A 26,670-nucleotide genomic window follows, 5' to 3' on the forward strand; every position below is an offset into this window, starting at 1 on the left:
GACGGATTAAAAGGCTTCCGCATTTCCACACAAACCGACACAAATCCGGAATGCCGTTCAGATAGAATCCCGGTTTTCAGTAGAAGATTCTTTCTGCCATGGCCACACGTGAACGCTCGCCGAAAACGCTCGACAGTCAGGACCGCAAGATCCTCGGCGCACTGCAGAAAAATGCGCGTCTGTCGAACGCCGAACTGGCCGAACAGATCGGCATGTCGACCACCGCGTGCTGGAACCGCACGCGGCAGCTCGAGGTGGACGGCTATATCGACGGCTATGTCGCGCTGGTCAACCAGCGGAAGCTGGGCTATGCGGACATCGTGATCCTCGAAGTCACGCTCGATCGTCACGAGGACGACGCGCTCGCCCGCTTCGGCGAGGAGCTCGCCGCACTGCCCGAGGTGCTCGAGGCTTATCTCGTGTCGGGCGAGTACGACTACTGGATCAAGGTCGCGGTGGACGGCACGGCCGGCTACGAGCGTTTCCTGCGCGAAAAGCTGTACAAGATCTCGAGCATCCGTCACAGCCGCTCGATGTTCGCGCTGCGCTGCATGAAGGACGTGCCGTCGATTCAGGTGTGATGGGAATAAGCATGCGGCCGGCGTTGATACGACGGCGCAGGTGGCTGCGCGTGGGCGCGGGGAAAGACGGCAATCGGGTGTAGGGCAAGCCGCATCGCGCGGTTCGGTACCCGGGCCGGCAAAGCGGATGAATCTTCCATCCGGGACGATCCGGCGTAACCGCGCGCCGGTTCGATGACAGCTGCCCGCCCGGGCAACCGTCAGACAGAACCGCGCCGACGCCGATCGGCGCCGGCATCGGCTTCAACGTGACTGCTACGCGCTCCCGACGCGGCGAGCGCATTCAACCGGGGCAACCCCGGCCGATTTCCGACCGACAGCGAGGCGAGATGCCGTGCACTGCATGCCGATGCCCGACGCTGCGGCCTCGCGGCGCGCGTTCGGGCAAGCGGATCAGGCAGGGGGGGCGGCCAACTGGCGGCCGGCCGCTCCGTTCAGTGCGGCAGGCGTGCGTGTGCTTCAGCGATGACTTCGCAGTTCTCGAGGTGGAGTGCCCAAGCTTCTGCAATCAGGTCGCTCACACGTGCGAGCCAGCCTGCGGATTCGGTGGAACGGTTGGAGACATTGGACGTTTGCATGACGAAGCCCCGTATAGGTGGCGAGTTAGGGATAACCCTAATCATAGCGAAACGGCTCCACTTTGTGAAATGCGATTTCGTTATATGAGAATTACTGACAATTTGTGTTGCTGCTTCGCAACATGAATATCGGGTGGCTTGGTCTCGGGCGCGCAGGCGTGGCGAGGCCGTGCCTGCACGGCCTCGCATGGGACAAGAGAAGGGATTCGAGCGGTGGGGAGGACGGCGGAAGCGGACGGCGGCTTACCGGCCGATCCACCCGAACCGCCACGACAGCCGCCGTGTCGCGGCGAGCAACGCTTGCGCGAGGTCGCTGTCCGGCCCGCGCGGGAAACCGCGCGACGAGCCGATGATCGCGATCACGAGCCGGATGCTGCCGGTATGGTCGAACACGGGCGCGGCGACCGTCCCGATGCCCGGCACCGGCGCGTCGAACGCGAAATCGAGTTCGTCCGCGCGGATCGTCGCAAGCCGCGCGCGGAAGGCGTCGCCGGCGGGCGCGGCGGCGTTGCCCGCGAGGCGCACGGGCTCGTCGGCGAGCAGGTCGGCCAGCACGTCGTCGGACATACCGGCCGCGAAGATCCGTCCGATCGCCGTATTGACGAGCGACATCACCGTGCCGACCTGCAGGCTCACGTGCTGCGGCCGCGCCGACTCTTCGAGGCGAATCACGGTCGGACCGAGCGGCCCGAGCGTCGCGGCCGCCACGCTCATGTCGGTCGCGCCGGCCAGTGCGACGATCTCGGCTTCCGCATCGCGCGTCGGCGACACGCGCTGCATCGCGATCAGGCCGAGTGCTTGCCCGAGCGGGCCGCCGCCGAAGCAGCCGGCGTCGTCGCGGCTCAGCAGGCCAATCTTCTGCAGGCTGACGAGATGCGGAAACGCCTTCGCCGCCGGCATGCCGGCCGCCGCCGCGAGATCGCGTAGCGGCAGCGCGCGGCCCGCCGATACCAGCGCGAGCAGCAGCTCGCCGGTGCTGTCGAGCGCATTGATCCCGCGCTGCGCTTTCGCATCGTCGGCCAGCGCAGGGGGCAGGCGCAGGGCGGCCGGGGCCGGGCCGGACGCGGGCGGCGGGGCGTCGTGCGCCGCGCCGAGCGATGCGGTGGCCTGCCGTGCCGCGTCGCGCAGTGCCGCCGCGATCGGGCCGTCCCAGTCGACGTCGATCGAGCCCGTCGAACCGATCACCGTCAACGCGAGCTGCAGCTTGCCGTCCGCGTCGAACACCGGCACGCACATCGCACTGACCCCGGGGCTGGGCAGATCGACGCCGCGCTCGATACCGCGTGCGCGGATCGCGTCGAGTTCGGCCGGCGGTACGCCGGTATCCGGCACGGGCTGTTCGGCGCCCGCGAGCGTGGCGCCCGCACCGGCCTGGCTGGCCGCCATCGCGTCGAGTTGCGCGGGATCGCCGAACGCGCGGAACACGCGGCCAGTGGCTGTCGTGTCGAGCGACATTACCGAGCCGACGTGCAGGTTCACGTGCAGCGGATAGCCGCCGTGCTCGATGCGCACGATCGTCGGCCCGAGTGCGCCCGGCACCGACAGCGCGACGCTCAGGCCGACCGCTTCCGCGAGCCGTGCCGCGTGCGGCCGCGCCGCGCGATAGGCCGGCTGGCGCTCGATCGACATCAGCCCGAGCCGCAGCGACAACGGGCCCGGCTCGTAGTTGCCGGTGATCGCGTCACGCTTCACGAGTGCGAGCCGCGTCAGGCTCACGAGATAGGTGTGCGCCTGCGCGGTCGACAGGTCGGCCGCCGCGGCCAGCTCGGACAGGCCGAGCGGCTTGCGACGGCGCGCGAGTGCGTCGAGCAGCCGGCCGCCGACCTCGACACTCTGGATCCCGCGCTGCGCCTTGGGCGGCGCGTCGTCTGCGCTGACTTCGTGGTTCTGCACGCGATGATTCTTCCGTTGACGAAACCCCGCATGGTATCCGACGCCATTTATCGCGCCAGCCCGTAGGTTTACCCGTATTAGACAATAGCAAGCGACTTTGTCATTGACAAATATTCGATGCGGGACGAAGATCCGCTCACTCCCCTCAACACATGGCTCGCAGCCACGGAACGCAACATGGCCAAAGCATTCGCCTCCCAAGCCGATCTGGAAGAGAAGAAAGTCACCTGGACGAAGCTGTCCGAGAACGCGTACGCGTACACCGCCGAAGGCGACCCGAACTCGGGCGTGATCATCGGCGACGACAGCGTGCTGATCGTCGACACGACCGCGACGCCCGCGATGGCTCAGGACCTGATCGCGAAGATCCGCAGCGTGACCGACAAGCCGATCAAGCACGTGGTGCTGTCGCACTACCACGCGGTGCGCGTGCTCGGCGCATCCGCGTATTTCGACGAAGGCGCGCAGCACGTGATCGCGAGCCGGGGCACGTACGAGATGATCGTCGAGCGCGGCGAGGCCGACATGAAGTCGGAGATCGAACGCTTCCCGCGCCTGTTCGCGGGTGTCGAGACGGTGCCCGGCCTGACCTGGCCGACGCTCGTGTTCGAGCGCGAGATCACGCTGTTCCTCGGCAAGCTCGAAGTAAAGATCATGCACGTCGGGTCTGGCCACACGAAGGGCGACACGATCGTCTGGATTCCGTCGCAAAAGGTGCTGTTCTCCGGCGACCTCGTCGAATACGACGCCGCGTGCTACTGCGGCGACGCGCAGCTCGAACAGTGGCCGGCCACGCTCGAAGCGCTGCGCGCGCTCGGCGCGGAGAAGCTCGTGCCGGGCCGCGGCCCCGCGCTGCTGAACCCGGCCGAAGTGAACAAGGGCCTCGACTACACGAAGGATTTCGTCACGACGCTGCTCGCACAGGGCCGCAAGGCCGTCGAGCAGAAGCTCGACCTGAAGGCGTCGATGGCGCTCACGCGCGAAGCGATGGATCCGAAGTTCGGCCACGTGTTCATCTACGAGCATTGCCTGCCGTTCGACGTGTCGCGTGCGTTCGACGAAGCGAGCGGCATCACGCATCCGCGCATCTGGACCGCGCAGCGCGACAAGGAAATGTGGGCCGCGCTGCAGGACTGAGCGGCTTGCGCAGGCGGGGCACCCGACAGGGCGCTCCGCCTTTTTTCTGAAGCGGCGACCGGCCGCGGCTTTGCGCCGATTTTCCGTCTGCCGTATCTGATCTCACAAGAAAGCAGGGCGCACGTACGCCCTGGGAGACGGCTGCGCGCTCGAATCGCGCAGCCGGTTTGGAGAGAGACATGCCCCAATCGCTTCCCGCCGAAGCGACGCTCGCGCACGCGAGTGCTTCGGCTTCCACGTCTGCCGCCTCAGACGACGCGCTGCTGTTCCGCAAGATCGCATGGCGGATCGTGCCGTTTCTGTTCCTCTGCTACGTCGTCTCGTTCCTCGACCGCATCAACATCGGCTTCGCGCAGTTGCAGATGAAGCACGATCTCGGCTTCAGCGACGCGATGTACGGCCTCGGCGCCGCGGTGTTCTACGTCGGCTATGTGTGCTGCGAAGTGCCGAGCAACCTGCTGCTCGCGCGTTTCGGCGCGCGCCGCACCTTCACGCGGATCATGCTGCTGTGGGGCATCGCGTCGACCGGGATGATGTTCGTGTCGCAGCCATCGCATTTCTATGTGCTGCGGTTCCTGCTCGGCGTGTTCGAAGCGGGCTTCTTTCCCGGCATCGTGCTGTACCTGACCTACTGGTTTCCCGCGAACCGGCGTGCGGCCGCGATCTCGGTGTTCTTCGCGGGCGTCGCAGTGGCCGGCGTGCTCGGCGGCCTGATGTCGGGCTGGATCATGCGCGACATGAGCGGCGTGCTCGGGCTGCACGGCTGGCAGTGGATGTTCGCGATCGAAGGCGCGCCGGCGATCCTGCTCGCGTTCGCCGCGTTCACGAAGCTCGTCGACCGGCCGCAGGACGCTGCCTGGCTCACGTCCGACGAAAAGGCGCGTGTCGTCGCGCTGTGCGCGGAAGGGCGCGGCGCCGCACATGACGCGCACGACCGGCGCAGCCTCGCGGCCGCGTTGACGAACCCGCGCGTCTATCTGTTCGCGTTCATCTATTTCTCGCTGACCTGCGCGTCGCTGACGCTCAACTTCTGGATGCCGCTGATGATCCGCGACTTCGGCGTGACCGACGTCGTCGCCGTGAGCCTGTACACGGTCGTGCCGAACGCGGTCGGCGCGGTGGGGCTGATCCTGATCGCGCGCCGCTCGGATCGCACCGGCGAGCGCCGCAAGCATTTCGCGTGCTGCACGATCGGCGGCGGGCTTGCGCTCGCGGCGCTGACGCTGCACCTGCACAGCTTCGCGGCGATGCTCGCGTGCCTGTCGATCGCGGCGACGCTGATCTTTGCCGCGCTGCCGATCTTCTGGGCCGTGCCGACCCGCTACCTGTCGGGCAATGCGGCCGCGGCCGGAATCGCGCTGATCAGCAGCATCGGGATCACGAGCGGCATCGTCAGCCCGTGGGTGATCGGGATGATCCGCACGAAGACCGGCAGCATGGATCTCGCCGTGTATCTGCTGGCCGCGCTGCTGGTGGCGAGCGGGGCCGCGCTGATGCTCGGCGTGAAAGGCGAAGGCGCGCCGCGCGACTGAGCGCGCAACGGCCGGTCGCTGCGCGCGGGCGGCGGCGACCAGCGGCACCTGTCCGCCCCGTACCCGAATCCATCGAGGAGACGATCGATGTCTGCCCCCTTTCAAGCGGACGCCGCGCGTGCCGGTGCGTCCGGCGTTGCTGCAACGGACGACGATGCGCTGTACCGGCGCATCGGCGCGCGAATCGTGCCGTTCCTGTTCATCTGCTACATCGTGTCGATCCTCGATCGCAGCAACATCGGCTTCGCGCAGTTGCAGATGCGGCAGGACCTTGGCCTGACCGACGCGATGTACAGCCTCGGCGCGGTGCTGTTCTTCGTCGGTTACGTGCTGTTCGAGGTGCCGAGCAACGCATTGCTGCGCCGCTTCGGGGCGCGCCGCACGTTTGCGCGGATCATGTTCCTGTGGGGCGCCGTGTCGGTCGCGATGATCACCGTCGACAGCGCGAAGCATTTCTACGTGCTGCGCTTCCTGCTCGGGCTGTTCGAAGCCGGGTTCTTTCCGGGCGTGGTGTTCTACCTGACGTACTGGTATCCGGCGCGGCGGCGCGCATCGGTGCTGTCGATCTTCTATGCGGGCGTCGCGGTGGCCGGGATGGTCGGCGGGCTGCTGTCGGGCTGGCTGATGCGCGGGATGTCGGGTGTACTCGGGCTGCACGGCTGGCAATGGATGTTCGCGATCGAGGGCGCGCCGGCGATCCTGCTCGGCGTGATCGCGTGGTTCTGGCTGTGCGATCGTCCGGAGCAGGCGAGCTGGCTGTCCGACGCCGATCGGCAACGGCTCGCGGCCGACCTGGCCGCCGACCGCGCCGGTGCCGATACGCCGGCACCGCATTCGCTGCGGCAGGTGCTGGCCGAACCGCGCACGTACCTGTTCGCGTTCATCTATTTCTCGCTGACCACCGCGCTCCTGATGCTGCTGTTCTGGATGCCGCTGATGATCCGCGAATTCGGCATCCACGATGTCGTGCAGATCAGCCTGTTGTCGGTCGTGCCGAACGCGATCGGCGCGGCCGGCCTGATCGCGATCGCGCGGCGCTCGGATCGCAAGCGCGAACGGCGCTGGCACTTCGCCGCATGTGCGTTCGGCGGCGCGCTGGCGCTCGTGCTGCTGACGCTGCACCTGCCGAGCATCGTCGCGATGATGGCGCTGCTGTCGGTCGCGGCGATGCTGATCTTCGCGGCGCATCCGGTGTTCTGGGCCGTGCCGTCCGCGTATTTCTCCGGCGCGGGCGCGGCGGGCGGGATCGCGCTGATCAGCAGCATCGGCGTGTCGAGCGGCATGATCACGCCGTGGCTCGTCGGGCTGATCCGCACGAGAACGGGCAGCATGGATCCGGCGATGCTGATGATCGCGGCGTTGCTGGCCGCGTGCGCGGTTGCGATGCTGTTGGGCGTGCGGGCGGTGCCGCAGGTGGATTCGGCGTGACGCCGGCGGCTGCGGGGCGGATTCAGTGGAGGGGCGGGAACAGCTCGGGCAGCACCCGCGCCCCGCAGATCAGGCCGCCGCGCGCCTGCAGGTCGATCGTCAGGCACGCAATCGACGCGATCATCGCGCCGGCTACGCCCGATACACCTCGATCCGGTTGCGGCCGCGCTCCTTCGCGAGATAGAGCGCCTTGTCGGCGCGCGACAGCGGCTGGTACGCGCCGAAGTCCGACGTCCGCATCGCGTCGATGCCGATGCTGACGGTCAGCGTGACCTGCTGATCCTCGTGCATGAGCTGCGCCTGCATCGTGCGTTGCTGCACGCGCTGCGCGAAGGCCAGTGCCTTGTCGAGATCCGATCCCGGCAGCACGATCGCGAACTCCTCGCCGCCGACCCGGCCGACGATGCCGTCCGGCCCGGTTTCCGCGAGCAGCAGCCGCGCGAAATGCCGGAGCGCGCGGTCGCCGACCGGGTGGCCCCAGCGGTCGTTCAGTGCCTTGAAATGATCGAGATCGAGCATCAGCACCGCGGCGGCCAGGCCGGTCGTGCGCACGGTACGCAGCGCGGCTTCGCTTTGCCGCATGAAGGCGTGGCGGTTCGACAGTTGCGTCAGGTGGTCGGTCGTCGCCATCCGGTGCAGTTCGGCCTCGATGTGCTTGCGGTCGGTCGCGTCGGTGATGAAGCCGTGCCACACGGTGCCGCCGTCGGCCGTGCGCAGCGGGCGCGCATCGCCTTCGCGCCAGCGCAGGCCCTGGCCGGGCAGCAGCACGCGATATTCGAGGCGCCACGGCGTCAGTCGTACCGACGAGTCGTGCAGCGACTGCCGATAGGCGAGCAGGTCGGCCGGATGGATCCGCGTCTCGACGGCCTCCGCGCTGCGGGCGATCTGCTCGGGCGTCAGTTCGTAGATGTCGCCGACCCCCGCGCTCGCGTAGGAAAAGAAGCGGTGCCCGTCGGCCGCCTGCCGCAGCTGGAACACGAGCCCGGGCACCTGGTCGGTGAGATCCGTGACGAGCGCGGCCGAGTCGCGCAACCGCGCGGCGAGCTCGCGCAGCGCGGTGATGTCCGTGGTCGTCCCGACCATCCGGAGCGCACGGTCGTTGCCGTCGCGGGCGATCACCTTGCCGCGGCTGCAGATCCATTTGTACGAACCGTCCTTGCAGCGGATGCGGTGCTCGACCGCGTAGTAGTCGGTGCGGCCTTCGAAGTGCGCGAGCATCGCGGCCTTCACGTCGTCGATGTCGTCCGGATGCAGTCGCTCGTACGCATCCTCGATCCGGGTGCTGAGTTCGTGCGGCGCGTAGCCGAGCATCGCTTTCCAGGCCGGCGAGTAATGGATCTCGCCGGTTGCCACGTTGCGATCCCATACGCCGGTGCCGCTTTCGGTCAGCGCGAGCGCGGTCAGCGTGCTGTGTTCCTCGACGATGCCGAGACGCTCGCGTAACGTGCTTGCTTCGATCGCGCGGGCAAGCGCGCTTGCGGCGAGCGTGGCGAGGTCGCGCAGCACCGCATGTCGGGGCGCGTCGAGCGTCAGGCACGTATCGTCGACGACGCACAGCGTGCCGAGGTTCGCGCCATCGGGCGCCGTCAGTTCGCAGGCCGCGACGATCCGCAGTGCATGACGCGGGTGGTCGTCGTCTTGCCCGGTGCGGTTCGCACCGGGCAGCGCGAAGCGGGCATCGTCCGTCGGATCCGGCTCGGCTTGGAGCGGCAAGCACTCGGCGGGAAGTCGATCGGGAAGCGGGTCGGGCAGTGCGCCGTCGGCGGCCAGCACGCGTTGCGCATCGGCTTCGGCGCGCGCAATGAATGCGCCGGCGGCGCCGCAATGCGCACGCGCGACACGGCAGACGGTATCCAGTTCAGGCAGGGGCGGAAGCGCCGGCTGACGGTCGGCCGCGCCGCGCGCGGAGGCCGGCGCATCGCCGGTCTCGGTGACGAACATCCGGAACCGCATGGTCGAATTCCGCAACGGACGATTGCGCTCGTGATCGGACGAATGCCGGTCGGACGAGGCTGCTTGGGGGACTGTAATCGCAGAGCTTACTGTTGCGCGGAATGCGTGGCAAGCGGCCAGAAATCGGCGGTCGGTGCATGTCAATGCGCCGGTCGGGAAAGCGTCCGGCGCGTGTTCCCGCAGACGAATCCCGCGAGCGACGCTCGCCCGGAAACCTGCTGCCGAACCCTGGATGACGGCGGGCGATTCACCGCGCGTCACCGCGTTCCGCAGCCGGTCCCGGGGGCGACGCGCGTGTTGCTTTCGACCTGCGGGTGCGGGATGTCCCGCGCTCAGCGGCCCGTCGCGTAGCGCGGCGCGGGCGTATCCGTCGACAGGTGCGGCGCCATCGTGCGGCGCGCGGCTTCGTACGCTTCCCATTCGTCACCCGCGTGCAGCGACGGGATCGTCACGAGTTCGCCGCGATCGAAGCCGACCAGCGCCGCGTCGACCATGTCGGGCGCCGGCATCACGATTTCCTTCGGCAGGTGCTCGAGCGGCAGGCCGCCCGTCTGCCAGAAATCGGTCGCGGTCGCGCCGGGCAGCACGGCCTGTACCTGCACGCCCTTGCCGGCGAGCTCGTGATGCAGCGACTGGCTGAACGCGAGCACGAACGCCTTGCTGCCGCCGTACACGCCGTTCAGTGTTTCCGGCGAGATCGCGACGATCGACGAAATGTTGATCACCGCACCGCGGCCGCGTGCGACGAAACCGGGCACGGCCGCATAGGTGAGGCGCGTGAGCGCGGTCACGTTCAGGTCGATCATCCGCGTCATCGCGTCGACGTCGCTGTCGAGCAGCGGCGTGTGCGTGCCGATGCCGGCGTTGTTCACGAGCAGCGTGATGCTCGCGTCCTGTTTCAGCTTCGCCTCGACGGCGGCGAGTGCGGTGCGGTCGTTGAGGTCGGCGTCGACGATCTCGACGCTGCGGTGCGTGTCGTTCGTGATGCGGTCGGCGAGGGCGACCAGCCGGTCGCGGTTGCGCGCAACCAGGATCAGGTCGTAACCGCGGCGTGCGAGGCGGTCGGCGTAGAGGGCGCCGATACCCGACGAGGCGCCGGTGATGAGGGCGGTACCGCGATGTGCTTGCGTCATGATGTGCTCCGTTTCGAGGGAAATGGCCGGATGGCGTGAAGCCATTCTGGTCTCGAATCGTCGCGACACAAATGACGTAGATAGGTATGATTCAGGACATCGGGCGGACCTGCGCGCCCGGGATGGAACGGGAGAACGCGCATGCACCGCATCGGCTTTCTGATCAGCGACGGCTTCCAGATCATGGCGCTCGCCGCGCAGTCGGTGTTCGAGTACGCGAACATGGGCATGAGCGAGCCGTTCTACGTGATGGACAGCTATTCGGTCGACGGTGGCGACGTGCGCTCGTCGCTCGGGCTGCCGGTCGCCACGCGCGCGCTGCGCGGGCGGATCGCCGTCGATACGTGGATCGTCGCGGGCGTCAACGATCCGCTCGCTTCGCCCGCGCCGGCCGGCGTCGTCGCGTTCCTGCGCCGCGCGAACGCACGCGCGCGGCGGATCGCCGGCATCTGTACGGGCGCGTTCGTGCTGGCCGAGGCCGGGCTGCTCGCGCAACGCCGCGCGACGACGCACTGGGCGTTCGGCCGCGACATGCAACGAAGCTACCCGGAGATACGTGTCGAGGAAGACCGGATCTACATCGTCGACGGGCCGATCTGGACCTCGGCCGGGATGACGGCCGGCCTCGACCTTGCGCTCGCGATGGTGGAAAAGGATCTGGGCGCCGATGCGGCCCGATCGGTCGCGCGCAAGCTCGTGATGCACCAGCGGCGGGCCGGCGGCCAGTCGCAGCATTCGGAAATGCTGGATCTCGCGCCGAAATCCGACCGGATCCAGAATGCGCTGAACTACGCGCGGCAGCATCTCGGCCGAGCGCTGACCGTCGAGGATCTCGCCGGAGCCGTCCACCTGAGCCCGCGCCAGTTCAGCCGCGTGTTCACGCTCGAAACGGGGCAGTCGCCCGCGAAGGCAATCGAGCGGCTGCGGCTGGAGTCGGCGCGGCTGATGATCGAGCAGAGCCGCCATTCACTCGACGTGATTGCGAAGGAAAACGGCTTTCGCGACCGCCGGCACATGCGCGACGCGTTCGTGCGCGGGTTCGGCGTGCCGCCGCAGGCGATGCGGCGCGAAGCGCGGGCGGACGAGCGGGAAACGGGCTGAACGGGCACCGACCTCAATCCGGTCGCCCCGTCGTATCGACGGTGACTGTGACGGGCGGTCCGATTTCCGCTATCGCCCAGTATTCAACGCGTGACGAACGGCGCGGCGGCGTCCGGCGCCGTGCGCGCATGCTTGCGCTGGCGCAGCAGCGCGACGCGGCAGTTTTCGCGCGCGGTCTCGCGGCCGTCGTCGTCGAGCAGCACGAGATCGCCGCGCATCACGTTGAGCGTGATCACGTCCTCACCCGGTGCGCCGAGCGTTTCCGGCGTATGCACCGAACCGGCAGGTTCGAGCACCGTCGAGCCGGCGTGCGCCACCCAGTCGTATTCGCGGTAGCGCCACGCCCCCTGCAACGTATGGACGAACACCTCGCCGTCGTGACGGTGGCGCGGCAGCGTGCCGCCGGCCGGCATCTTCAGCAGCGCGGTCAGCGTGTCCTCGGCCGCATTGATGTGCAGGTACTTGATCGCCAGCCCTGGCAGGTCGGCGCTCATCGGCAGCCACGGCAGCGCGTCGCCGGGCAGGCACGAGATCGGCGGCAGGTCGGTGGAGAGCAGGGCGGACGGCTGCGTCATGGCGGGAGGCGTGCGGAAATGGGGAGCCCGCATTATCGCAGAGCCGGGTTGCGCAGCCGAACCGGACGTTGCGCATCGACTTGAGCACCGGCGAAGTGGCGATCCTTACAGTCCGAAATATGCAGCTAAACTGTACAGTTTTCCTGTATATCTGCTATCTTGAATTCATGAACACGCCATCGCCATCCTCCGACGCGCTCCCACTGGCCGGTCTCGCCGGCGAACTCCGCATTTCGGTCGGCAAGCTGATGCGGCGGATGCGGGAGCAGATCCACCCGAACGACCTCACGTCATCGCAGAAGTCGGTGCTGTTGCGGCTCGACCGCGACGGCCCCGCGACCGTGTCGGCGCTCGCGCGCGCCGAAAGCGTGCGCCCGCAGTCGATGCGCGTGACGGTCGCGACCCTCGAGACGCTGGGCGCCGTCAGCGGCGCGCCCGATCCGTCCGACGGCCGGCAGACGCTGATCGCGCTCACGCCCGGTTTCCGCAAGGTGCTGCAGGCCAACCGCGCGGCCAAGGACGACTGGCTGTTCCGCGCGCTGCACGCGCAACTGTCGGAGGCGGAGCAGGCGGAGCTCGCGTCGGCCGTGAAGCTGCTGCAGCGGCTCGCCGAATTCCAGGCGCCGGCACGTCCGTAATCCGCTTCGACCTGTTTGCCGAAAGGACAACCTGAACATGAACCTCCCGCATCTCGTGTCGTATTTCTTCGGCGGTGCGTTTCTCGCGAACGTCGTGCCGCATCTCGTCAGCGGCTTGCGCGGGGAGCCGTTCCAGACCCCGTTCGCGAATCCGCCCGGGCGCGGGTTGTCGTCGTCCACCGTGAATGTCGTGTGGGGCGTCGCGAACCTTGTGGTGGCTTATGTGCTGGTGTGCCGGGTTGGCGACTTCGACCTTCGGGTGACGGCCGACGCGGCGGCGTTCGGTCTTGGCATCCTCCTGCTCGGCCTGTTCCTCGCGCGGCACTTCGGCGAACTGCACGGCGGCAACGAGCCCGACCGGGAGCGGCCATGAGCGTGCCGGCGGCGGGCGTATTCCGCTCGCTTCGCAGCTTCAACTATCGCGTGTGGGCAATCGGCTCGCTGGTGTCGAACATCGGCACGTGGATCCAGCGCACCGCGCAGGACTGGCTCGTGCTCACGCAGCTTACGCATCACGACGCGTCGGCCGTCGGCATCGTGATGTCGCTGCAGTTCGGCCCACAGCTTCTGCTGCTGCCGTGGACAGGTTACGCGGCCGACCGTTTCGACCAGCGCAAGCTGCTGATGGCGACGCAGGCGCTGATGGGCGGGCTCGCGCTCGCGCTGGGGCTGCTGACGGTGACCGGCGTCGCACAGCTGTGGCACGTGTATCTGTTCGCGTTCCTGTTCGGCTGCGCGTCGGCGTTCGATGCGCCGGTGCGGCAGACGTTCGTCGCGGAGCTGGTCGCCGACCGGGAGCTGGCGAATGCCGTCGCGCTGAACTCGACGTCGTTCAACGCGGCGCGGATGATCGGGCCGGCGGCGGCCGGCTTCATCATCGCGTCGGTCGGCACCGGCTGGGCGTTCCTGCTCAACGGGCTCAGCTTCGTCGCGGTGCTGGCGTCGCTGTCGATGCTGCGTGCCGGCGAGCTGCGCGCGCACGCGCGGGCCGACCGCAAGCGCGGGAGCCTGCTCGACGGGTTCCGTTACGTGTGGCAGCGCCCGGACCTGAAAGCGATCCTCGTGATGCTGTTCCTGATCGGCACGTTCGGGCTCAATTTCCAGCTGTTCATCTCGACGATGGCGGCCAGCGTGTTTCACGTCGATGCGCGCGGCTTCGGCGTGCTGTCGTCGATGATGGCCGTCGGCACGATTACCGGTGCGTTGCTCGCGGCGCGCCGCGACCGGCCGCGCTTCCGGCATCTGTGGATCGGCGCGGCGCTGTTCGGGCTCGGCTGCACGCTGGCTGCGCTGGCGCCGGGCTACTGGTTGTTCGGCGCCGCGCTCGTGCTGACCGGGATCGCCGCGATCACCTTCATGAACTCGACCAACAGCCTGGTGCAACTGTCGACCGAGCCGGCGATGCGCGGCCGCGTGATGGCGCTGCGTCTCGCGGTGGCGCTCGGCGGCACACCGATCGGTGCGCCGGTGGCGGGCTGGGTCGCGAATCATCTGGGCCCGCGCTGGGCGCTTGGTGTCGGCGCGATGTCCGGTTTTGCCGCGGCGCTCGTCGCGACGCATTTCATGGCGCGCATGCGTGCACAGCCGGGGACGGACGACGGCAGCTGACCGGCCGTGAAACCGGCGCGGGCTGCTCAAGCGCCCAAGCACCCAAGCACTCAAGCACTCAAGCACTCAAGCACTCAAGCACTCAAGCACTCAAGCACTCAAGCACTCAAGCACTCAAGCACTCAAGCACTCAGCCACTCAGCCACTCAGCCACTCAGCCACTCAGCCACTCAGCCACTCAGCCACGACGGTCGTTACGCCACCGGCCGCGCCGCCGCATGCGCAACTTCCAGACACGACTGAAACAGCAGCGCGGCCCGCGATGGCCGCGGCGAGCGCCGCAGCAGGCTCACGAACCGGCACCGGTAATTGAACCGGTGCGGCGCGATCGGCTGCATCAGCCCCTTGTTTTCGAAGCTTTCCGCGTAATGGTCGGGCAGGAAGCCGAGATAGCGGCCGGACAGGATCAGCGTCGCGATCGACTCCTGATCCGACGCGGTCGCGCTGCGCGTGAGCTTCGCGCGGTGACTCAGCTCCATGTTCGGCGAATGGAAGCCGAGGCCCGCGAACGCATGATTGCGGATCGTCGTCCACGTGAGCTTGCCGTGCGGCGCATCGAAGAGCGGATGCTGGCGGCCGCAGTAGAGCAGCATCCGCTCGTCGAACAGCTCCGAATACACGAGGCTGCCCGAGTTGCGGTGCGCGGGAATGATCCCGACCTGATAGCTGCCGTCGATGATCCCGCGCTCGACCTCGTTGATCGACGCGACATGCAGGTTCAGCGCGACGTCGGGGGCTTCGTCGGCGAACTGGCGGATCGCGTCGCCGAGCCGCGCGTTGGCGTTGGTGGCCGTCTTGTCGAATACCGCGATGTGCAGTTCGCCGCCCATCTTGTCGTGAATGCCGTCGATCCGGCTGCGAAATGCCTCCATCGACGCGAGCAACCGCAGCGTCTCCTCGTACACCGTCTGGCCCTCGGGCGTCAGCGTGAAGCCCGCGCGGCCACGCCGGCACAGCACGAGGCCGAGGCGCGTTTCCAGATCCTTCACGTGCCGGCTGATCGTCGAGATGCCGATATTCAGTTCCAGTTCGGCCGCGGCCATTCCGCCGCACTGCACGACGCCCTTGAAGACCCGCAGCAGGCGGAGATCCATGTCGCTGAGCTGCCCGAGCAGTGCGCGGCTCTTCGGTTTCTTTGCTTGCATAGTTGAGCAAGTGAACATTGATATTGCGATATTCAAAAGACTAATTGGCGTCCCGACAATGTGCAACATCATCACAAGGAGGAGGGGCGCGCCGCGCCGACCGACATGACCGACATCACCACCGCCCAGCAGGACGACACCAACCTCCGTACCGACGCCGCCTGGCTCGACGCGCACTGGATGCCGTTCACGGCCAACCGCCAGTTCAAGGCCGATCCGCGCATGATCGTGTCGGGCAAGGGCGCGTATTACACGGACGGCGAAGGCCGCAAGATCTTCGACGGCCTGTCGGGCCTCTGGTGCACGGGCCTCGGTCACGGCCGCACGGAAATCGTCGAAGCCGTGAGCCGCCAGGTCGCGCAGCTCGACTACGCGCCGGCGTTCCAGTTCGGTCATCCGAAATCGTTCGAGCTCGCCAACAAGCTCAAGGACCTGACGCCGGCCGGCCTCGACTACGTGTTCTTCACGGGGTCGGGCTCGGAAGCGGCCGATACCTCGCTGAAGCTGGCCCGCGCTTACTGGCGCGCGAAGGGCAAAGGCACGAAGACGCGCCTGATCGGCCGCGAGAAGGGCTATCACGGCGTGAACTTCGGCGGTATCTCGGTCGGCGGGATCGGGCCGAACCGCAAGCTGTTCGGCCAGGGCCTCGACGCCGACTTCCTGCCGCACACGCAACTCGCCGAGAACAAGTTCTCGCGCGGGATGCCCGCGCACGGCGCCGAGCTGGCCGACCGCCTGCTCGAGCTGATCGCGCTGCACGACGCGTCGAACATCGCGGCCGTGATCGTCGAGCCGTTCTCCGGTTCGGCGGGCGTGGTCGTGCCGCCGAAGGGCTATCTGAAGCGCCTGCGCGACATCTGTACCGCGCACGACATCCTGCTGATTTTCGATGAAGTCATCACGGGCTTCGGCCGTGCCGGCGCGATGACGGGCGCCGACGCGTTCGGCGTGGTGCCGGACATCATGAACTTCGCGAAACAGGTGACGAACGGCGTGCAGCCGCTCGGCGGCGTGATCGCGACGAAGGAAATCTACGACACGTTCATGGCCGCAGGCGGCCCCGAGTACATGCTCGAGTTCCCGCACGGCTATACGTATTCGGCGCATCCGGTGGCCTGCGCGGCCGGTGTCGCGGCGCTCGACCTGCTGGTGAAGGAAGACGCGGTGGCCCGCGTGCGCGATCTCGCGCCGCATTTCGAGGCTGCGGTGCACGGGCTGAAGGGCCAGCGCCACATCGCCGACATCCGTAACTACGGCCTCGCAGCCGGCCTGACGATCGCGGCGCTGCCGGGCGAGCCGGCACGGCGCCCGTACGAGATCGCGATGCGCTGCTGGGCGAAGGGTTTCTACGTGCGCTACGGCGGCGACACGATCCAGCTGGCGCCCCCGTTCATCTCGGAGAAGCGCGAGATCGACAACCTGATCAACGCGCTGTCGGATGCGCTGAACGAAGTGGACTGAGCCGCGGCTTGCCCCTGAGCGATAACCGAATTCACGAAAGAGTCAGATACATGAAACACGACAGCAACGTAACCTCCACCGTCGGCCACCTGATCGACGGCAAGCGCGTCGACGGCGGCAGCCGCGTCCAGCCGGTGTTCGACCCGGCCACCGGCGAATCGCACAAGAGCGTCGCGCTCGCCGACAAGCTGACCGTCGAAGCCGCGATCGCGTCCGCGCAGGCCGCGTTTCCGGCCTGGCGCAACACGCCGCCGCTGAAGCGCGCCCGCGTGATGAGCCGCTTCAAGACGCTGCTCGAGGAGCACGCGGAAGAACTGTGCGCGCTGATCACGGCCGAGCACGGCAAGGTGCTCGCCGATGCGATGGGCGAACTGCAGCGCGGGATCGAGAACGTCGAATACGCAACCTACGTACCCGAGCTGCTGAAGGGCGAGCACAGCAAGAACGTCGGCCCCGCGATCGATTCGTGGAGCGAGTTCCAGGCGCTCGGCGTCGCGGCCGGCATCACGCCGTTCAACTTCCCGGTGATGGTGCCGCTGTGGATGTGGCCGATGGCCGTCGCGTGCGGCAATACGTTCGTCCTGAAACCGTCCGAACGCACGCCGTCGTCTACATTGCGCATGGCCGAGCTCGCGCTCGAAGCCGGCCTGCCTCCGGGCGTGCTGAACGTCGTGAACGGCGACAAGGAAGCGGTCGACACGCTGCTGACCGACCCGCGCGTGAAGGCGGTGAGCTTCGTCGGCTCGACGCCGATCGCCGAATACATCTACTCGACCGGCTGCGCGCACGGCAAGCGCGTGCAGGCGCTCGGCGGCGCGAAGAACTTCGCGGTCGTGATGCCCGACGCCGACATCGGCAACGCGGTGAACGCGCTGATGGGCGCCGCGTACGGCTCGTGCGGCGAGCGCTGCATGGCGATTCCGCTGGTCGTCGCGATCGGCGACGAGACGGGCGACAAGGTCGTCGCGGGCCTGAAAGCCGAGATCGAGAAGATGAAGGTCGGCCCGGGCACCGGCGCGGGCGTCGACATGGGCCCGCTCGTCACGCAGCAGCATTTCGAGAAGGTGACGGGCTTCGTCGAAGCGGGTGTCGAAGCGGGCGCGACGCTCGTCGTCGACGGCCGCAGCGTAAAGGTCGACGGCCACGACGGCGGCTATTACCTCGGCCCGTGCCTGTTCGACAACGTGAAGCCCGGCATGCCGATCTACCAGCACGAGATCTTCGGGCCCGTGCTCGGCGTGATCCGGTTGAAGTCGCTCGACGAGGCGATGGCGCTGATCGACGCGCACGAGTACGGTAACGGCACGTGCCTGTTCACGCGCGACGGCGAGGCCGCGCGCTACTTCGGCGACAACATCCAGATCGGCATGGTCGGCATCAACGTGCCGCTGCCGGTGCCGGTTGCGTACCACTCGTTCGGCGGCTGGAAGCGCTCGCTGTTCGGCGACCTGCACGCGTACGGCCCGGACGCCGTGCGTTTCTACACGAAGCGCAAGACGATCACGCAGCGCTGGCCGTCGGCCGGCGTGCGCGAAGGGACGGTGTTCAGCTTCCCGTCGAACCGCTGACGCGCATGCCGGCTGCATGCAGCCGGCATGACGGGCAAAGGCCCGCTCCGATCGTCGATCGGAGCGGGCTTTTTCATGTCTGCACGGAGAGGGCGGAAGGCAGCAGAACGCTTACGGCGCTACCACGTGCCACATGTTCTTGAAGTTGTCGCCGTTGCGGTCGCCCTGTTTCATGTCCTTCGAGAAGAAGTACAGCGGCTTGCCCTTGTACGCCCATTGCGGGCTGCCGTCATCGCGCTTGACGATCGTGTAGGGGCCGACCGGGACATCGGTCGCGCTGGCCTTGTAGGGCGGCCAGAAGGATTCGCATTGGCCCGTGCAGGCGCTGGTGCCGGCGTTGGGCTTGTCGTGGTCGAATGCGTAGACGGTCATCCCGTTTGCGGCGACGAGCGCGCCGTTTTCGACTTTCGTGATCGAGCCTTGGGCCGACGCCGAAGCGGATGCAATGGCGAGCAGGGCGGAACTGACGAGAAGCGAGAGTTTCATGTGCGGCTCCAGATTTTTCGACGATGCATGCGGGCAGGCGAGCAGCGACCCGCTAGGGTAGCCGGAACGGTCGTGATGCAACCTGTCACATCGACCACCGTTTCAACGATAGGCGTTTTGGGCCGCAGGTGTGAGAAAGGGGTTGGACCCGTTCGACCGTGACGCAGGTTGTCTGAGAACAAAAAACAGCCATTTCCGGGAGGCGGCTGGTACGCTCGGGGTCCGTCACTTTTGATGGAAGCGACTACGGACATGGCTGAAAGTGCCGAGCACCTGTTCCTTAAGCAGACGTTTCTGACTGTCCTGAAGCGGTTCTCGCGAATCGACCTTTATGGATTTTGTGAAACCGACCGAAAGCTGTTTGATTTTTCATGCCTGGTGGAGCGCGACTGGGAAAGACCGCTGGTCGGACAGGTTCTATGGGGGCATACCGACGGTATCGAGAAGGACGTGCGTTCGCTTCTCCACGATGACGGAGCCGAGATTACGCCGTACATCGTTCGAGATTCCGTAAAAACGTATCAGGCACTGGAAGAGATCATTGCAAGCTATCGGAATTCCCCGGCCCGTGGCCGGCTTGCAAGATTGAAGCTGTTGCCGGTGCCGTCCGATTTCGACGCGGACAACGCGTCGCAGCGCGACTGCGTCGAACGCTTGCTGACCGAAAAGATCGTCGACGACATTATCTTCAATGTCGTGTTCGGACACATCGCGGAAGAGCATGTGCAGTTCTTTCTCGATGCATCGGGAACGCTCGGGCTCAATCTTGCGATCCTCTATGTCATTGCGACAGAAGGGTTCTTGAATATCTCGACCCTGTCAAAGCGACTTCAAGTGAGTGCGAGCCCTGTTCGCGAGCAGTTGTTGTTATTGAAGGGCGCCGGATTCATTCGGGCGGATCGGGACAAGGCGTTATATGAGATGACGTCCAGAGGGCGTTTGTTTCTCGATCTTGTTCGACGTGTCGATCACGAACTCGAAACCGGGGACCTGACGGATGAATGCGCTTACATATTGAGCAGACTCGGTTGCGCACCGATAGCGCTGGACGAACGTCTCGAGGCGCGCATGCAGAATCCGTTCGGCCGGTTGTTGACCACAATGCAGGCGGTCCGGTCGCAGTTCGGGTGCGATCTGTCGAGCATTCGCCATGTGGCGCGCCATCGGGACGTGCCGGAATAGCGATGGTGCGTTTGCCGGTGTGGCGCGCAGCACAACAGCTCTGGCTCGAATCAGGAGCGGACTATCAAACCGTGCGGTGCATGGCCTGGTCACTTCGAACCCGTGGCGACACCCTGACGTCTCGCCCGATTGGTCAGCGCGACGCCCGCGATCACGAGCGCACCGCCGGCCAGCATCGACGGCGACAACGGCTCGCCGAGCAGCGCGACCGACAGCAGCACGCCGAACACGGGCACCAGGTTGGTGAACACGGCCGCGCGGGCCGGCCCGAGTTCGCGGATCCCCTGCGAATACCAGACGAACGCGACCACCGTGCCGATCGCGCCGAGATAGAGCATCGACGCGACGGCCTGCCACGTCAGCGGCGTGCCGCTGCTGGCGGGCGAGCCGAACAGGTGCGCGACGATCAGCAGCGCGAGGCCCCACAGCGCCGCATACGTCGTGGCCGCCAGCGGCGACAGCCCGTCGAGCGCACGCCGGCCGATCACCGTATAGGCGGCCCAGCTCAGCACCGCGCAGAGCATGTAGCGTTCGCCCGCGCCGAACGTGTTGCCGAGATCGGTCAGCACCCGCAGCAAGTCGCCACGGCTGATCACGATCAGCGCGCCGAACAGCGCGACGGCGATGCCGGCCCAGCGCGACAGCGACAGGCGTTCCCCGCGCACGACGATCGACAGCAGCACGGCGGTGGCGACGGGATTCAGCGCGACGAACAGCGCGGTGCGCCCCGCCGGCATCCGCGCGAGTGCCGCGAAAAAGCACACGTTGTACAGGAAGATGCCGGTCGCGCCGAGTCCGAAGGTCGTCAGGATCTGGTGGCCGCTCAGCTTCGGCAGCCCGCCTTCGATCTTCCACGTCAGCACGACCAGCAGCAGCGCGGCGATCGCGAAGCGGCCGGTGGCCGCTGAGGTCGCGGACATCGTCGCGGCCAGGATCCGGCCTGCGATGAACGTCCCGCCCCAGAACAGCGCGACGAGCGTGAGCTTCACGTAGATGGCCGCGTGCGGCCGGGCGGCGGCGATGGCGGCGGGCGGGGCGGGAGCGTTCATGTGACGGGGTTTCTCGGTGAGCGCCTGCGGCAACGCATGAGCGACCGTGCGCGGCCGGCGATTGCGAATCGCGCGATCGCTACGGTGCAGGCTGGATTCAGGGGGATCGGATCGGGCGCGGCGTCGTCGTCAGCGAAACGCGGGCGCCGACGCGAGGGCGGTCAGTACGACGGGCATCGCGAGCGCCGCGGCGATCGTCTGGAACGCGGTGATGCCGGCCATCAGCGGCGCGTCGCCGCCGAGCTGGCGCGCCATGATGTACGACGCCGACGACGTCGGCAGCGTCTGGAACAGCAGCGCGACCGTCAGCGCCGCGTCGCCGAGCCCGAACAGCCGGCCGGCGGCGAGTGTGATGAGCGGCATCGCCATGAACTTGAACGCCGACGCGACGCACACCGGCTGCAGCCACGCACGCGCCGCATCGAATCGCAGCGCCGCGCCCACGCACAGCAGGCCGAGCGGCATCGACGCGACGCCGAGCGCGCGCACGGCCGGCTCGACAGCCGCCGGGAACGCGACGCCGCCGGCCTGCATCGCGATCCCGAGCGCGCACGCGACGACGAGCGGATTCGACAGGATCTGGCGCGCGAGCGCCGCCGCGCCAAGCCGCGTGTCACCGTAGCGCGCGAACACGAGCACGCACATCAGGTTAACGGTCGGGACGATCGCTGCGACGCACACGGCTGCGAGCGCGATGCCTTGTGCGCCGAACAACCCGGCCGCGAGCGCGGTGCCGACATAGTTGTTGAAGCGCACGGCGCCCTGGAATACCGACGTGAAGCCGGCGCCGTCGACCCGCACGAACCGGCGGACCAGCAGTAGAAGCGCCGCGGCGAGTGCGGTCGAACCGACCAGCGCAGCCGCGAGCGGTAAAACGGGCAGCGATTGCAGCCGCGCGTTCGCGAGACCGTCCGCGAACAGCGCGGGCAGCAGCACGTAGTAGCACAGCCGCTCGGCCTGCGGCCAGAACGCGTCGGCGATGAAGCCCGTGCGCCGCAGGCCGTGGCCGAACCCGACCAGCAGCGCGACCGGCGCCAACGCGAGCAGGATCGGGCCGATCATCGGCACGCCTTCACGCGAGCCGTGCGGGCCATGCGGGCCGCAGCGAGCGGCTGGCATGCAAAGCGGCGGAACGAGGCGGGAATCCATCCTGCGGGCAACATGGCGACACGCAATCGAAAGAGTGACGATGCCGCCAAGTTAACACGCGCAAGCAACAGGAATAATTGTTAATTATCGGGTGTTCAATGAGAAATTCTCATCGATGAGGCGGTGACTTCGGCCGCGAGCGCACGCGCGAAACGTTCGGCCGGACGCGACTGGTGTTCGAGCAGGACCACCGCGCGCCCCATCTGCGGCTGACCGAACGGCAAGCGCGTGACGGGCGGCAGGCGCGCAAGCGTCGCATCGGGGAGCGCGACGATTGCCGCGCCGAGCCCTCTCGCCACCATGCGCGCGATCGTTTCCGCACTGTCCAGCACCATCTCCTCGCGCACGCGCACGCCGATGCGGCGCAGCTCGGCGGCGATCATGCGGCCGGCCCATGCCTGCGCATCGAAGCGGATGAACGGCAGCGTGTCGAGCAGCGTGACCGCGTCGCGTTCCGCATGATCCGGCGGCGCGAGCAGCCAGAAGCGATCCTCGTACAGGGTGGTCCACGTCAGTTCCGCCGGATGCGGGCGCACCGGGCTCGTCGTGATGGCCGCATCGAGTTCGCCGGCCGCGACGCGGTTCGCCAGTTCGGCCGACATCCCGGCCGACACGTGCACGCGCAGCCCCGGATGCGCATCGCGGAGCGCGAGCAGCGCGTCGGGCAGCGGGCCGGACAGCGCGGTCTGGATCGCACCGATCCGCAGGCGCCCGACCAGCTTCTTCTCGTCGCTGAGCGCATCGGGAATCCGGTCGACCATCGCGAGCACCTGCTCGGCCTGCGCGAGCAGGATGTTGCCGGCCTCGGTGAGTACCGGCTGCCGGCGCGAGCGATCGAACAACTGCACGTTGTATTCGCTTTCCAGCGTCTTGATCTGCAGGCTCACAGCCGATTGCGTGAGGCCGATGGCTTCGCCGGCGCGCGCGAACGTCCGGTATCGGGCGATGGCGACCAGCGTTCTGAATGCGCGTAATGACATGAGCGGACGGAGGTGGGCAGAGGCAGCCGGGTGCGAAGCGGATCCCGGCCGGCGCGATTGACGGCGCGTTGCGATGAGCGGTTCGCAGGGCCGCCGCCAGGGTTCGCGACATCATGCCCGCGTGTCTCGAATCGAGCAACCGGCCCGCATGGCGCGCACCGCGTGTCGCCGATGACTCGCGACGGTTCGTGCATTCTTTAAAATGATATAGTTCTATTTTTAGAATGTTTGAGCCGGGCAGGCGTGTTTGGGGAAGCGCAGTGACGCGGGTTCCGGCGTGTCGAGACCGAAGTGGAAACAGGAGCAGGAGCATGACCAAGGTGGCACATCCGGGTTTGTCGTCGCAGCGGCTGATGGCGCTCGACACGCGGCTGAACGAACGGTACGTGGCGTCCGGGCGCCTGCCGGGGGCGGTGACGATGATCCATCGCCGTGGCGAGCTGGCGCACGTAAACGTCGTCGGATCGATGGACGTCGAGCGGGCGAAGCCGATGCGGGACGACGCGATTTTCCGCATCTATTCGATGACCAAGCCGATCACGAGCGTCGCGTTCATGACGCTGGTCGAGCAGGGGCTGGTGGCGCTCGACGATCCCGTGTCGAGCGTGATTCCGGCATGGAAGGAGTTGGGCGTGGCGGTGGCCGGCGCGCGGAGCCTCGGCGGGTTCCAGACCCGTCCGGTCGCGCGCGAGATGCTGATGGTGGATCTGCTGCGTCATACGGCCGGGTTGTCGTATTTCTTCCAGGCCCGCACGAACGTCGATGCCGCGTACCGCGAACTCGCGCTCGGCGAACCGGGCAACCCGGGCGGTCTCGACGGCATGATCGCGGACCTGGCCCGGCTGCCGCTCGACTACTCGCCGGGCGACGAATGGAACTATTCGGTCGCGACGCACGTGCTCGGCTATCTCATCGAGAAGATCTCCGGGCAGTCGTTCGCCGACTACCTGAAGCAAGCGCTGTTCGACCCGATCGGCATGCCCGACACCGGCTTCTTCGTGCCGGACGAGCAGGCCGAGCGCCTGTGCGCGTGCTATCGACCGGGTGCGGATGGCGCGCTCGTGCTGCACGACGACCCGGCCGCCAGCGCGTTTCGCCGGCCGCCGGCGCTGGCATCGGGCGGGAGCGGGCTCGTGTCGACGGCCGGCGATTACCTGCGCTTCTGCCGGATGCTGCTGAATCGCGGATCGATCGACGGGCACCGGATCCTGAGCCCGAAAACCGTCGAGCTGATGACGATCAACCATCTGCCGGGCGGCCAGACGCTCGACCGGATGTCGCGCTCCACGTTCAGCGAGGCCGTGTATCCAGGGCTCGGTTTCGGGCTCGGCTTCGCGGTGACGCAGGACCTGGCCGCGACGATGCAGCCGGGCAGCGTCGGCGATTACTTCTGGGGCGGCGGTGCCAGCACGGCGTTCTGGATCGATCCGGCCGAGGACCTGATCGTCGTGTTCATGACGCAGCTGCTGCCGTCGACGACGTACCGGATCCGCCGCGACCTGCGGCATTGGGTCTACGGCGCGATGTGCGACGACGACGTCGACACGTCGGCGTGACGCGGTGCGCGGGTCAGGCCGACGGCTTGCGTGCGGTTTTCCGGACGCCCGTGCGCGGCGACGGGATCAGGTCGGCACTGCGGTCGTCGCCGTCGAGATCGTGCGTGATATCGAGCACGAAACGGTCGGCGCGATACAGGTAGAGCCCGGCGTGGACGATGCAGCCGTCGCCGTCCGTCCACCAGCGGCGCATGCGAATCAGCATGTCGGCCATGCTGCAGTCGGCGCTGCCGGACGCGAGCAGGTCGGCCGTTTCCTGATCCGCATAGGCGGCCGTGATTTCCTGGCGGGCCTTCGCGAGCGGTAGCCGGTTGTACTGACGGACGAGATAACCGACCTTGTGCCGTGCGTCGCTGCCCTTCGGAAAGCGGTCGTAGGTTTCGCGCGCGACGTAGCTGTCCATCACGCCGTAAGGCGCACCGTTGTGTAGATGAAGCGTACGGATCCGCATGTAGGCGGCGCGCATCGGCTGGCCCGTCTGCAATGCGGCGGGCAATTCGGTCACGGCGTCGCGCAGCAGCACGCGCAGGGTCTGGCCGGGTGCGAGCTGGAGCGGATCGTTGATCGCGGCGCGCAGCGCCGGGTTATCCGCCGGCGAGACGATCTCGGCCGTGACGAACGTGCCGCGGCCACGTGCGCTGCTCACGAGCCCTTCGGCGCTCAGTTCGGCCAGCGCCTGGCGCACCGTGATCGTGCCCGCCTGATAGAACGCGCACAGCTCGGGAATCGGCGGCAACTGGTCGCCGCGCTTCCATTCGCCCTGGTGGATTCGTCCGCGCAGCAGGCTGGCAATTCGCGCATAAAGGGCGACCCCTTTGCGTTCTGGGGGCGACGACGGGTTCAATTACGGGCTCCTGGAATGATACGGGCGGTGGAGGGGGGCGGGGCAATGCCTAACATTCTACTATTGGAATGTATGACCCATTTCGCATGGCCGGCATCGTGGCGCCGCCGTGCGTCACACCCACAGCCGGTACATCCAGAACGATTCGTCCTCGATGAAGCGTTGCGTGAATTCGCTCGGCGAGAATCCCGTGATGCGCTTGACCTCGCGGCTCAGGTGCGCCTGGTCGGCGAACCCTTCGTCCAGTGCGAGCGTCGCCCAGTTGAACGCGGCACCGGCTTCGAACCGGTCGCGCGCCGCAAAGAACGCGCTTTCCGTCCTGACGAGCGTTTGCCATTCGCGCAGCGATCGGCCGCTGTAGGTCTTGATACGCCGCTCGACCTGGCGTGGGCTGTGGGTATGCCGCCATTCGCGCGCCTGCAGTGCGAGGCGCTCGACCCAACTGCGTCCCGCATTGCGGAGCGACGACAGCGGCGTCGCGGGCCGCAGCGCCTGCCAGCGAGGCGCAAGATGACGTTCGATCGCCGCCAGCGCATCGGCATCGCGCTCCGCGCCCACCAGCGCATCGAGCAGCGGATGCCAGTCGTCGCCGAGGCAGGCGTGCGCGTCGAGCACGCGGTCGTGGATGTCCGCCAGCGCAATGCCGAACAGTGCCCGCGCCGCATCGGCGGTGAAGCAGATCATGCCGATCCGTCCGCCCGTCGGCGCCCAGGCCACGGTCGGGGCCGAATGGCTGCCCGACAGCGTCGCTGCGGCACCGAAGGGGCGCCACCGTGGCCCGTCGGCCGTGGGTTCGACGAAGCCCACGTCGAGATCCCGATACCACGACACGCACACCAGCGGCGTGGCCGGAAAATGCGAGAGCCGTTGCGCGTCGGTCAACACGAACCCGCGCGTGTCGTGCAACACGATCGCGACCACCGCGCCCTGCAGGGCAGCCGGCGCGGGGTACAGCCGTCCATGCGGCGACCGCCCGTCGCTCAGCGCGCGGGGAGCGCGCGCCAGCGGATCGGGGCACGACGGCGAGATCGATGACGGGTCGGAGAACATGACGCCGGAGTATAGGGACCGGCCAGACGCGTGTCGATGTCGT

23 protein-coding genes are annotated in these 26,670 nt (G+C 67.4%); 12 read left to right on the forward strand and 11 right to left on the reverse strand.

Annotated features, from left to right (window positions below; all coding sequences use genetic code 11):
- The first annotated feature begins 98 nt into the window (after positions 1 to 98).
- A complete protein-coding gene (locus tag QZM67_RS01455; protein ID WP_021159229.1) occupies positions 99 to 581 on the forward strand; it encodes an Lrp/AsnC family transcriptional regulator in 483 nt (160 codons plus the stop codon).
- Between the two features lie 821 nt (positions 582 to 1,402).
- On the opposite strand, the gene QZM67_RS01460 is transcribed toward QZM67_RS01455, so the two are convergent.
- Complete coding sequence (locus tag QZM67_RS01460; RefSeq protein WP_301800360.1) at positions 1,403 to 3,052, reverse strand: IclR family transcriptional regulator; 1,650 nt, start codon at positions 3,050 to 3,052, stop codon at positions 1,403 to 1,405.
- A gap of 177 nt (positions 3,053 to 3,229) precedes the next feature.
- On the opposite strand from QZM67_RS01460, the gene QZM67_RS01465 reads away from it, so the two are divergent.
- From QZM67_RS01465 to QZM67_RS01475, 3 genes are all read left to right on the forward strand, one after another.
- Positions 3,230 to 4,189 (forward strand): MBL fold metallo-hydrolase, encoded by a 960-nt coding sequence (locus QZM67_RS01465; protein WP_043183605.1) that lies wholly within the window; start codon positions 3,230 to 3,232, stop codon positions 4,187 to 4,189.
- Positions 4,190 to 4,368: 179 nt separating this feature from the next.
- Positions 4,369 to 5,721 carry an MFS transporter gene (locus tag QZM67_RS01470; RefSeq protein WP_301800361.1) on the forward strand — a complete coding sequence of 451 codons (1,353 nt, stop codon included), beginning with the start codon at positions 4,369 to 4,371 and terminating at the stop codon, positions 5,719 to 5,721.
- Positions 5,722 to 5,808: 87 nt separating this feature from the next.
- Complete coding sequence (locus tag QZM67_RS01475; RefSeq protein ID WP_301800362.1) at positions 5,809 to 7,149, forward strand: MFS transporter; 1,341 nt, start codon at positions 5,809 to 5,811, stop codon at positions 7,147 to 7,149.
- Positions 7,150 to 7,281: 132 nt separating this feature from the next.
- Here the strand turns inward: QZM67_RS01475 and QZM67_RS01480 are convergent, their stop codons facing one another.
- Together QZM67_RS01480 and QZM67_RS01485 are read right to left on the reverse strand one after the other, a co-directional pair.
- On the reverse strand, positions 7,282 to 9,102 hold the full coding sequence (locus QZM67_RS01480) for a sensor domain-containing diguanylate cyclase (protein ID WP_301800363.1): 1,821 nt from the start codon (positions 9,100 to 9,102) through the stop codon (positions 7,282 to 7,284).
- A 332-nt stretch (positions 9,103 to 9,434) separates the two neighbouring features.
- Positions 9,435 to 10,235 carry an SDR family oxidoreductase gene (locus QZM67_RS01485; protein ID WP_301800364.1) on the reverse strand — a complete coding sequence of 267 codons (801 nt, stop codon included), beginning with the start codon at positions 10,233 to 10,235 and terminating at the stop codon, positions 9,435 to 9,437.
- A 141-nt stretch (positions 10,236 to 10,376) separates the two neighbouring features.
- Between QZM67_RS01485 and QZM67_RS01490 the strand changes: the two genes are divergently transcribed.
- Complete coding sequence (locus QZM67_RS01490) at positions 10,377 to 11,336, forward strand: GlxA family transcriptional regulator (RefSeq protein WP_301800365.1); 960 nt, start codon at positions 10,377 to 10,379, stop codon at positions 11,334 to 11,336.
- 83 nt (positions 11,337 to 11,419) lie between these two features.
- Here QZM67_RS01490 and QZM67_RS01495 read toward each other — a convergent pair whose 3' ends face one another.
- Complete coding sequence (locus QZM67_RS01495) at positions 11,420 to 11,911, reverse strand: 2,4'-dihydroxyacetophenone dioxygenase family protein (protein WP_175024711.1); 492 nt, start codon at positions 11,909 to 11,911, stop codon at positions 11,420 to 11,422.
- 167 nt (positions 11,912 to 12,078) lie between these two features.
- Here QZM67_RS01495 and QZM67_RS01500 point away from each other — a divergent pair, with 167 nt between their 5' ends.
- The 3 genes from QZM67_RS01500 to QZM67_RS01510 are packed head-to-tail and all read left to right on the forward strand — an operon-like array spanning position 12,079 to position 14,157.
- Entirely contained in the window at positions 12,079 to 12,549 is a 471-nt protein-coding gene (locus QZM67_RS01500; RefSeq protein ID WP_043183613.1) for a MarR family winged helix-turn-helix transcriptional regulator, read from the forward strand.
- 37 nt (positions 12,550 to 12,586) lie between these two features.
- Entirely contained in the window at positions 12,587 to 12,922 is a 336-nt protein-coding gene (locus QZM67_RS01505) for a hypothetical protein (RefSeq protein WP_043183616.1), read from the forward strand.
- The gene (locus tag QZM67_RS01510; protein ID WP_301800366.1) at positions 12,919 to 14,157 is read left to right on the forward strand and encodes an MFS transporter; all 1,239 of its coding nucleotides are present in this window, start codon (positions 12,919 to 12,921) and stop codon (positions 14,155 to 14,157) included. The genes QZM67_RS01505 and QZM67_RS01510 overlap by 4 nt, the downstream gene beginning before the upstream one ends.
- 194 nt (positions 14,158 to 14,351) lie before the next feature.
- On the opposite strand, the gene QZM67_RS01515 is transcribed toward QZM67_RS01510, so the two are convergent.
- Positions 14,352 to 15,302 carry a LysR family transcriptional regulator gene (locus tag QZM67_RS01515; RefSeq protein ID WP_301800367.1) on the reverse strand — a complete coding sequence of 317 codons (951 nt, stop codon included), beginning with the start codon at positions 15,300 to 15,302 and terminating at the stop codon, positions 14,352 to 14,354.
- A 105-nt stretch (positions 15,303 to 15,407) separates the two neighbouring features.
- On the opposite strand from QZM67_RS01515, the gene QZM67_RS01520 reads away from it, so the two are divergent.
- Positions 15,408 to 16,763, forward strand: coding sequence for an aspartate aminotransferase family protein (locus QZM67_RS01520; protein ID WP_301800368.1), 1,356 nt, complete (start codon positions 15,408 to 15,410; stop codon positions 16,761 to 16,763).
- A gap of 50 nt (positions 16,764 to 16,813) precedes the next feature.
- Positions 16,814 to 18,331, forward strand: a complete 1,518-nt coding sequence (locus QZM67_RS01525; protein ID WP_301800369.1) for a CoA-acylating methylmalonate-semialdehyde dehydrogenase — start codon at positions 16,814 to 16,816, stop codon at positions 18,329 to 18,331.
- Between the two features lie 111 nt (positions 18,332 to 18,442).
- Here the strand turns inward: QZM67_RS01525 and QZM67_RS01530 are convergent, their stop codons facing one another.
- A complete protein-coding gene (locus tag QZM67_RS01530) occupies positions 18,443 to 18,817 on the reverse strand; it encodes a hypothetical protein (protein WP_301800370.1) in 375 nt (124 codons plus the stop codon).
- A 234-nt stretch (positions 18,818 to 19,051) separates the two neighbouring features.
- Here QZM67_RS01530 and QZM67_RS01535 point away from each other — a divergent pair, with 234 nt between their 5' ends.
- Complete coding sequence (locus tag QZM67_RS01535; protein WP_301800371.1) at positions 19,052 to 19,999, forward strand: hypothetical protein; 948 nt, start codon at positions 19,052 to 19,054, stop codon at positions 19,997 to 19,999.
- Positions 20,000 to 20,088: 89 nt separating this feature from the next.
- Here the strand turns inward: QZM67_RS01535 and QZM67_RS01540 are convergent, their stop codons facing one another.
- The 3 genes from QZM67_RS01540 to QZM67_RS01550 form a co-directional block, all read right to left on the reverse strand.
- Entirely contained in the window at positions 20,089 to 21,048 is a 960-nt protein-coding gene (locus tag QZM67_RS01540) for a DMT family transporter (RefSeq protein ID WP_301800372.1), read from the reverse strand.
- A 129-nt stretch (positions 21,049 to 21,177) separates the two neighbouring features.
- A complete protein-coding gene (locus tag QZM67_RS01545; RefSeq protein ID WP_301801394.1) occupies positions 21,178 to 22,110 on the reverse strand; it encodes an AEC family transporter in 933 nt (310 codons plus the stop codon).
- Between the two features lie 182 nt (positions 22,111 to 22,292).
- The gene (locus tag QZM67_RS01550; RefSeq protein ID WP_043183625.1) at positions 22,293 to 23,177 is read right to left on the reverse strand and encodes a LysR substrate-binding domain-containing protein; all 885 of its coding nucleotides are present in this window, start codon (positions 23,175 to 23,177) and stop codon (positions 22,293 to 22,295) included.
- Between the two features lie 311 nt (positions 23,178 to 23,488).
- Between QZM67_RS01550 and QZM67_RS01555 the strand changes: the two genes are divergently transcribed.
- On the forward strand, positions 23,489 to 24,733 hold the full coding sequence (locus QZM67_RS01555; protein WP_301800373.1) for a serine hydrolase: 1,245 nt from the start codon (positions 23,489 to 23,491) through the stop codon (positions 24,731 to 24,733).
- 13 nt (positions 24,734 to 24,746) lie between these two features.
- Here the strand turns inward: QZM67_RS01555 and QZM67_RS01560 are convergent, their stop codons facing one another.
- Positions 24,747 to 25,577 (reverse strand): GntR family transcriptional regulator, encoded by an 831-nt coding sequence (locus tag QZM67_RS01560; RefSeq protein WP_301800374.1) that lies wholly within the window; start codon positions 25,575 to 25,577, stop codon positions 24,747 to 24,749.
- Between the two features lie 114 nt (positions 25,578 to 25,691).
- Entirely contained in the window at positions 25,692 to 26,627 is a 936-nt protein-coding gene (locus QZM67_RS01565) for an AraC family transcriptional regulator (protein ID WP_301800375.1), read from the reverse strand.
- Positions 26,628 to 26,670: the final 43 nt, after the last annotated feature.

Origin of the sequence: Burkholderia sp. AU45251 (assembly GCF_030482905.1) — a bacterium.
Classification (GTDB): Bacteria; Pseudomonadota; Gammaproteobacteria; order Burkholderiales; family Burkholderiaceae; genus Burkholderia; species Burkholderia aenigmatica.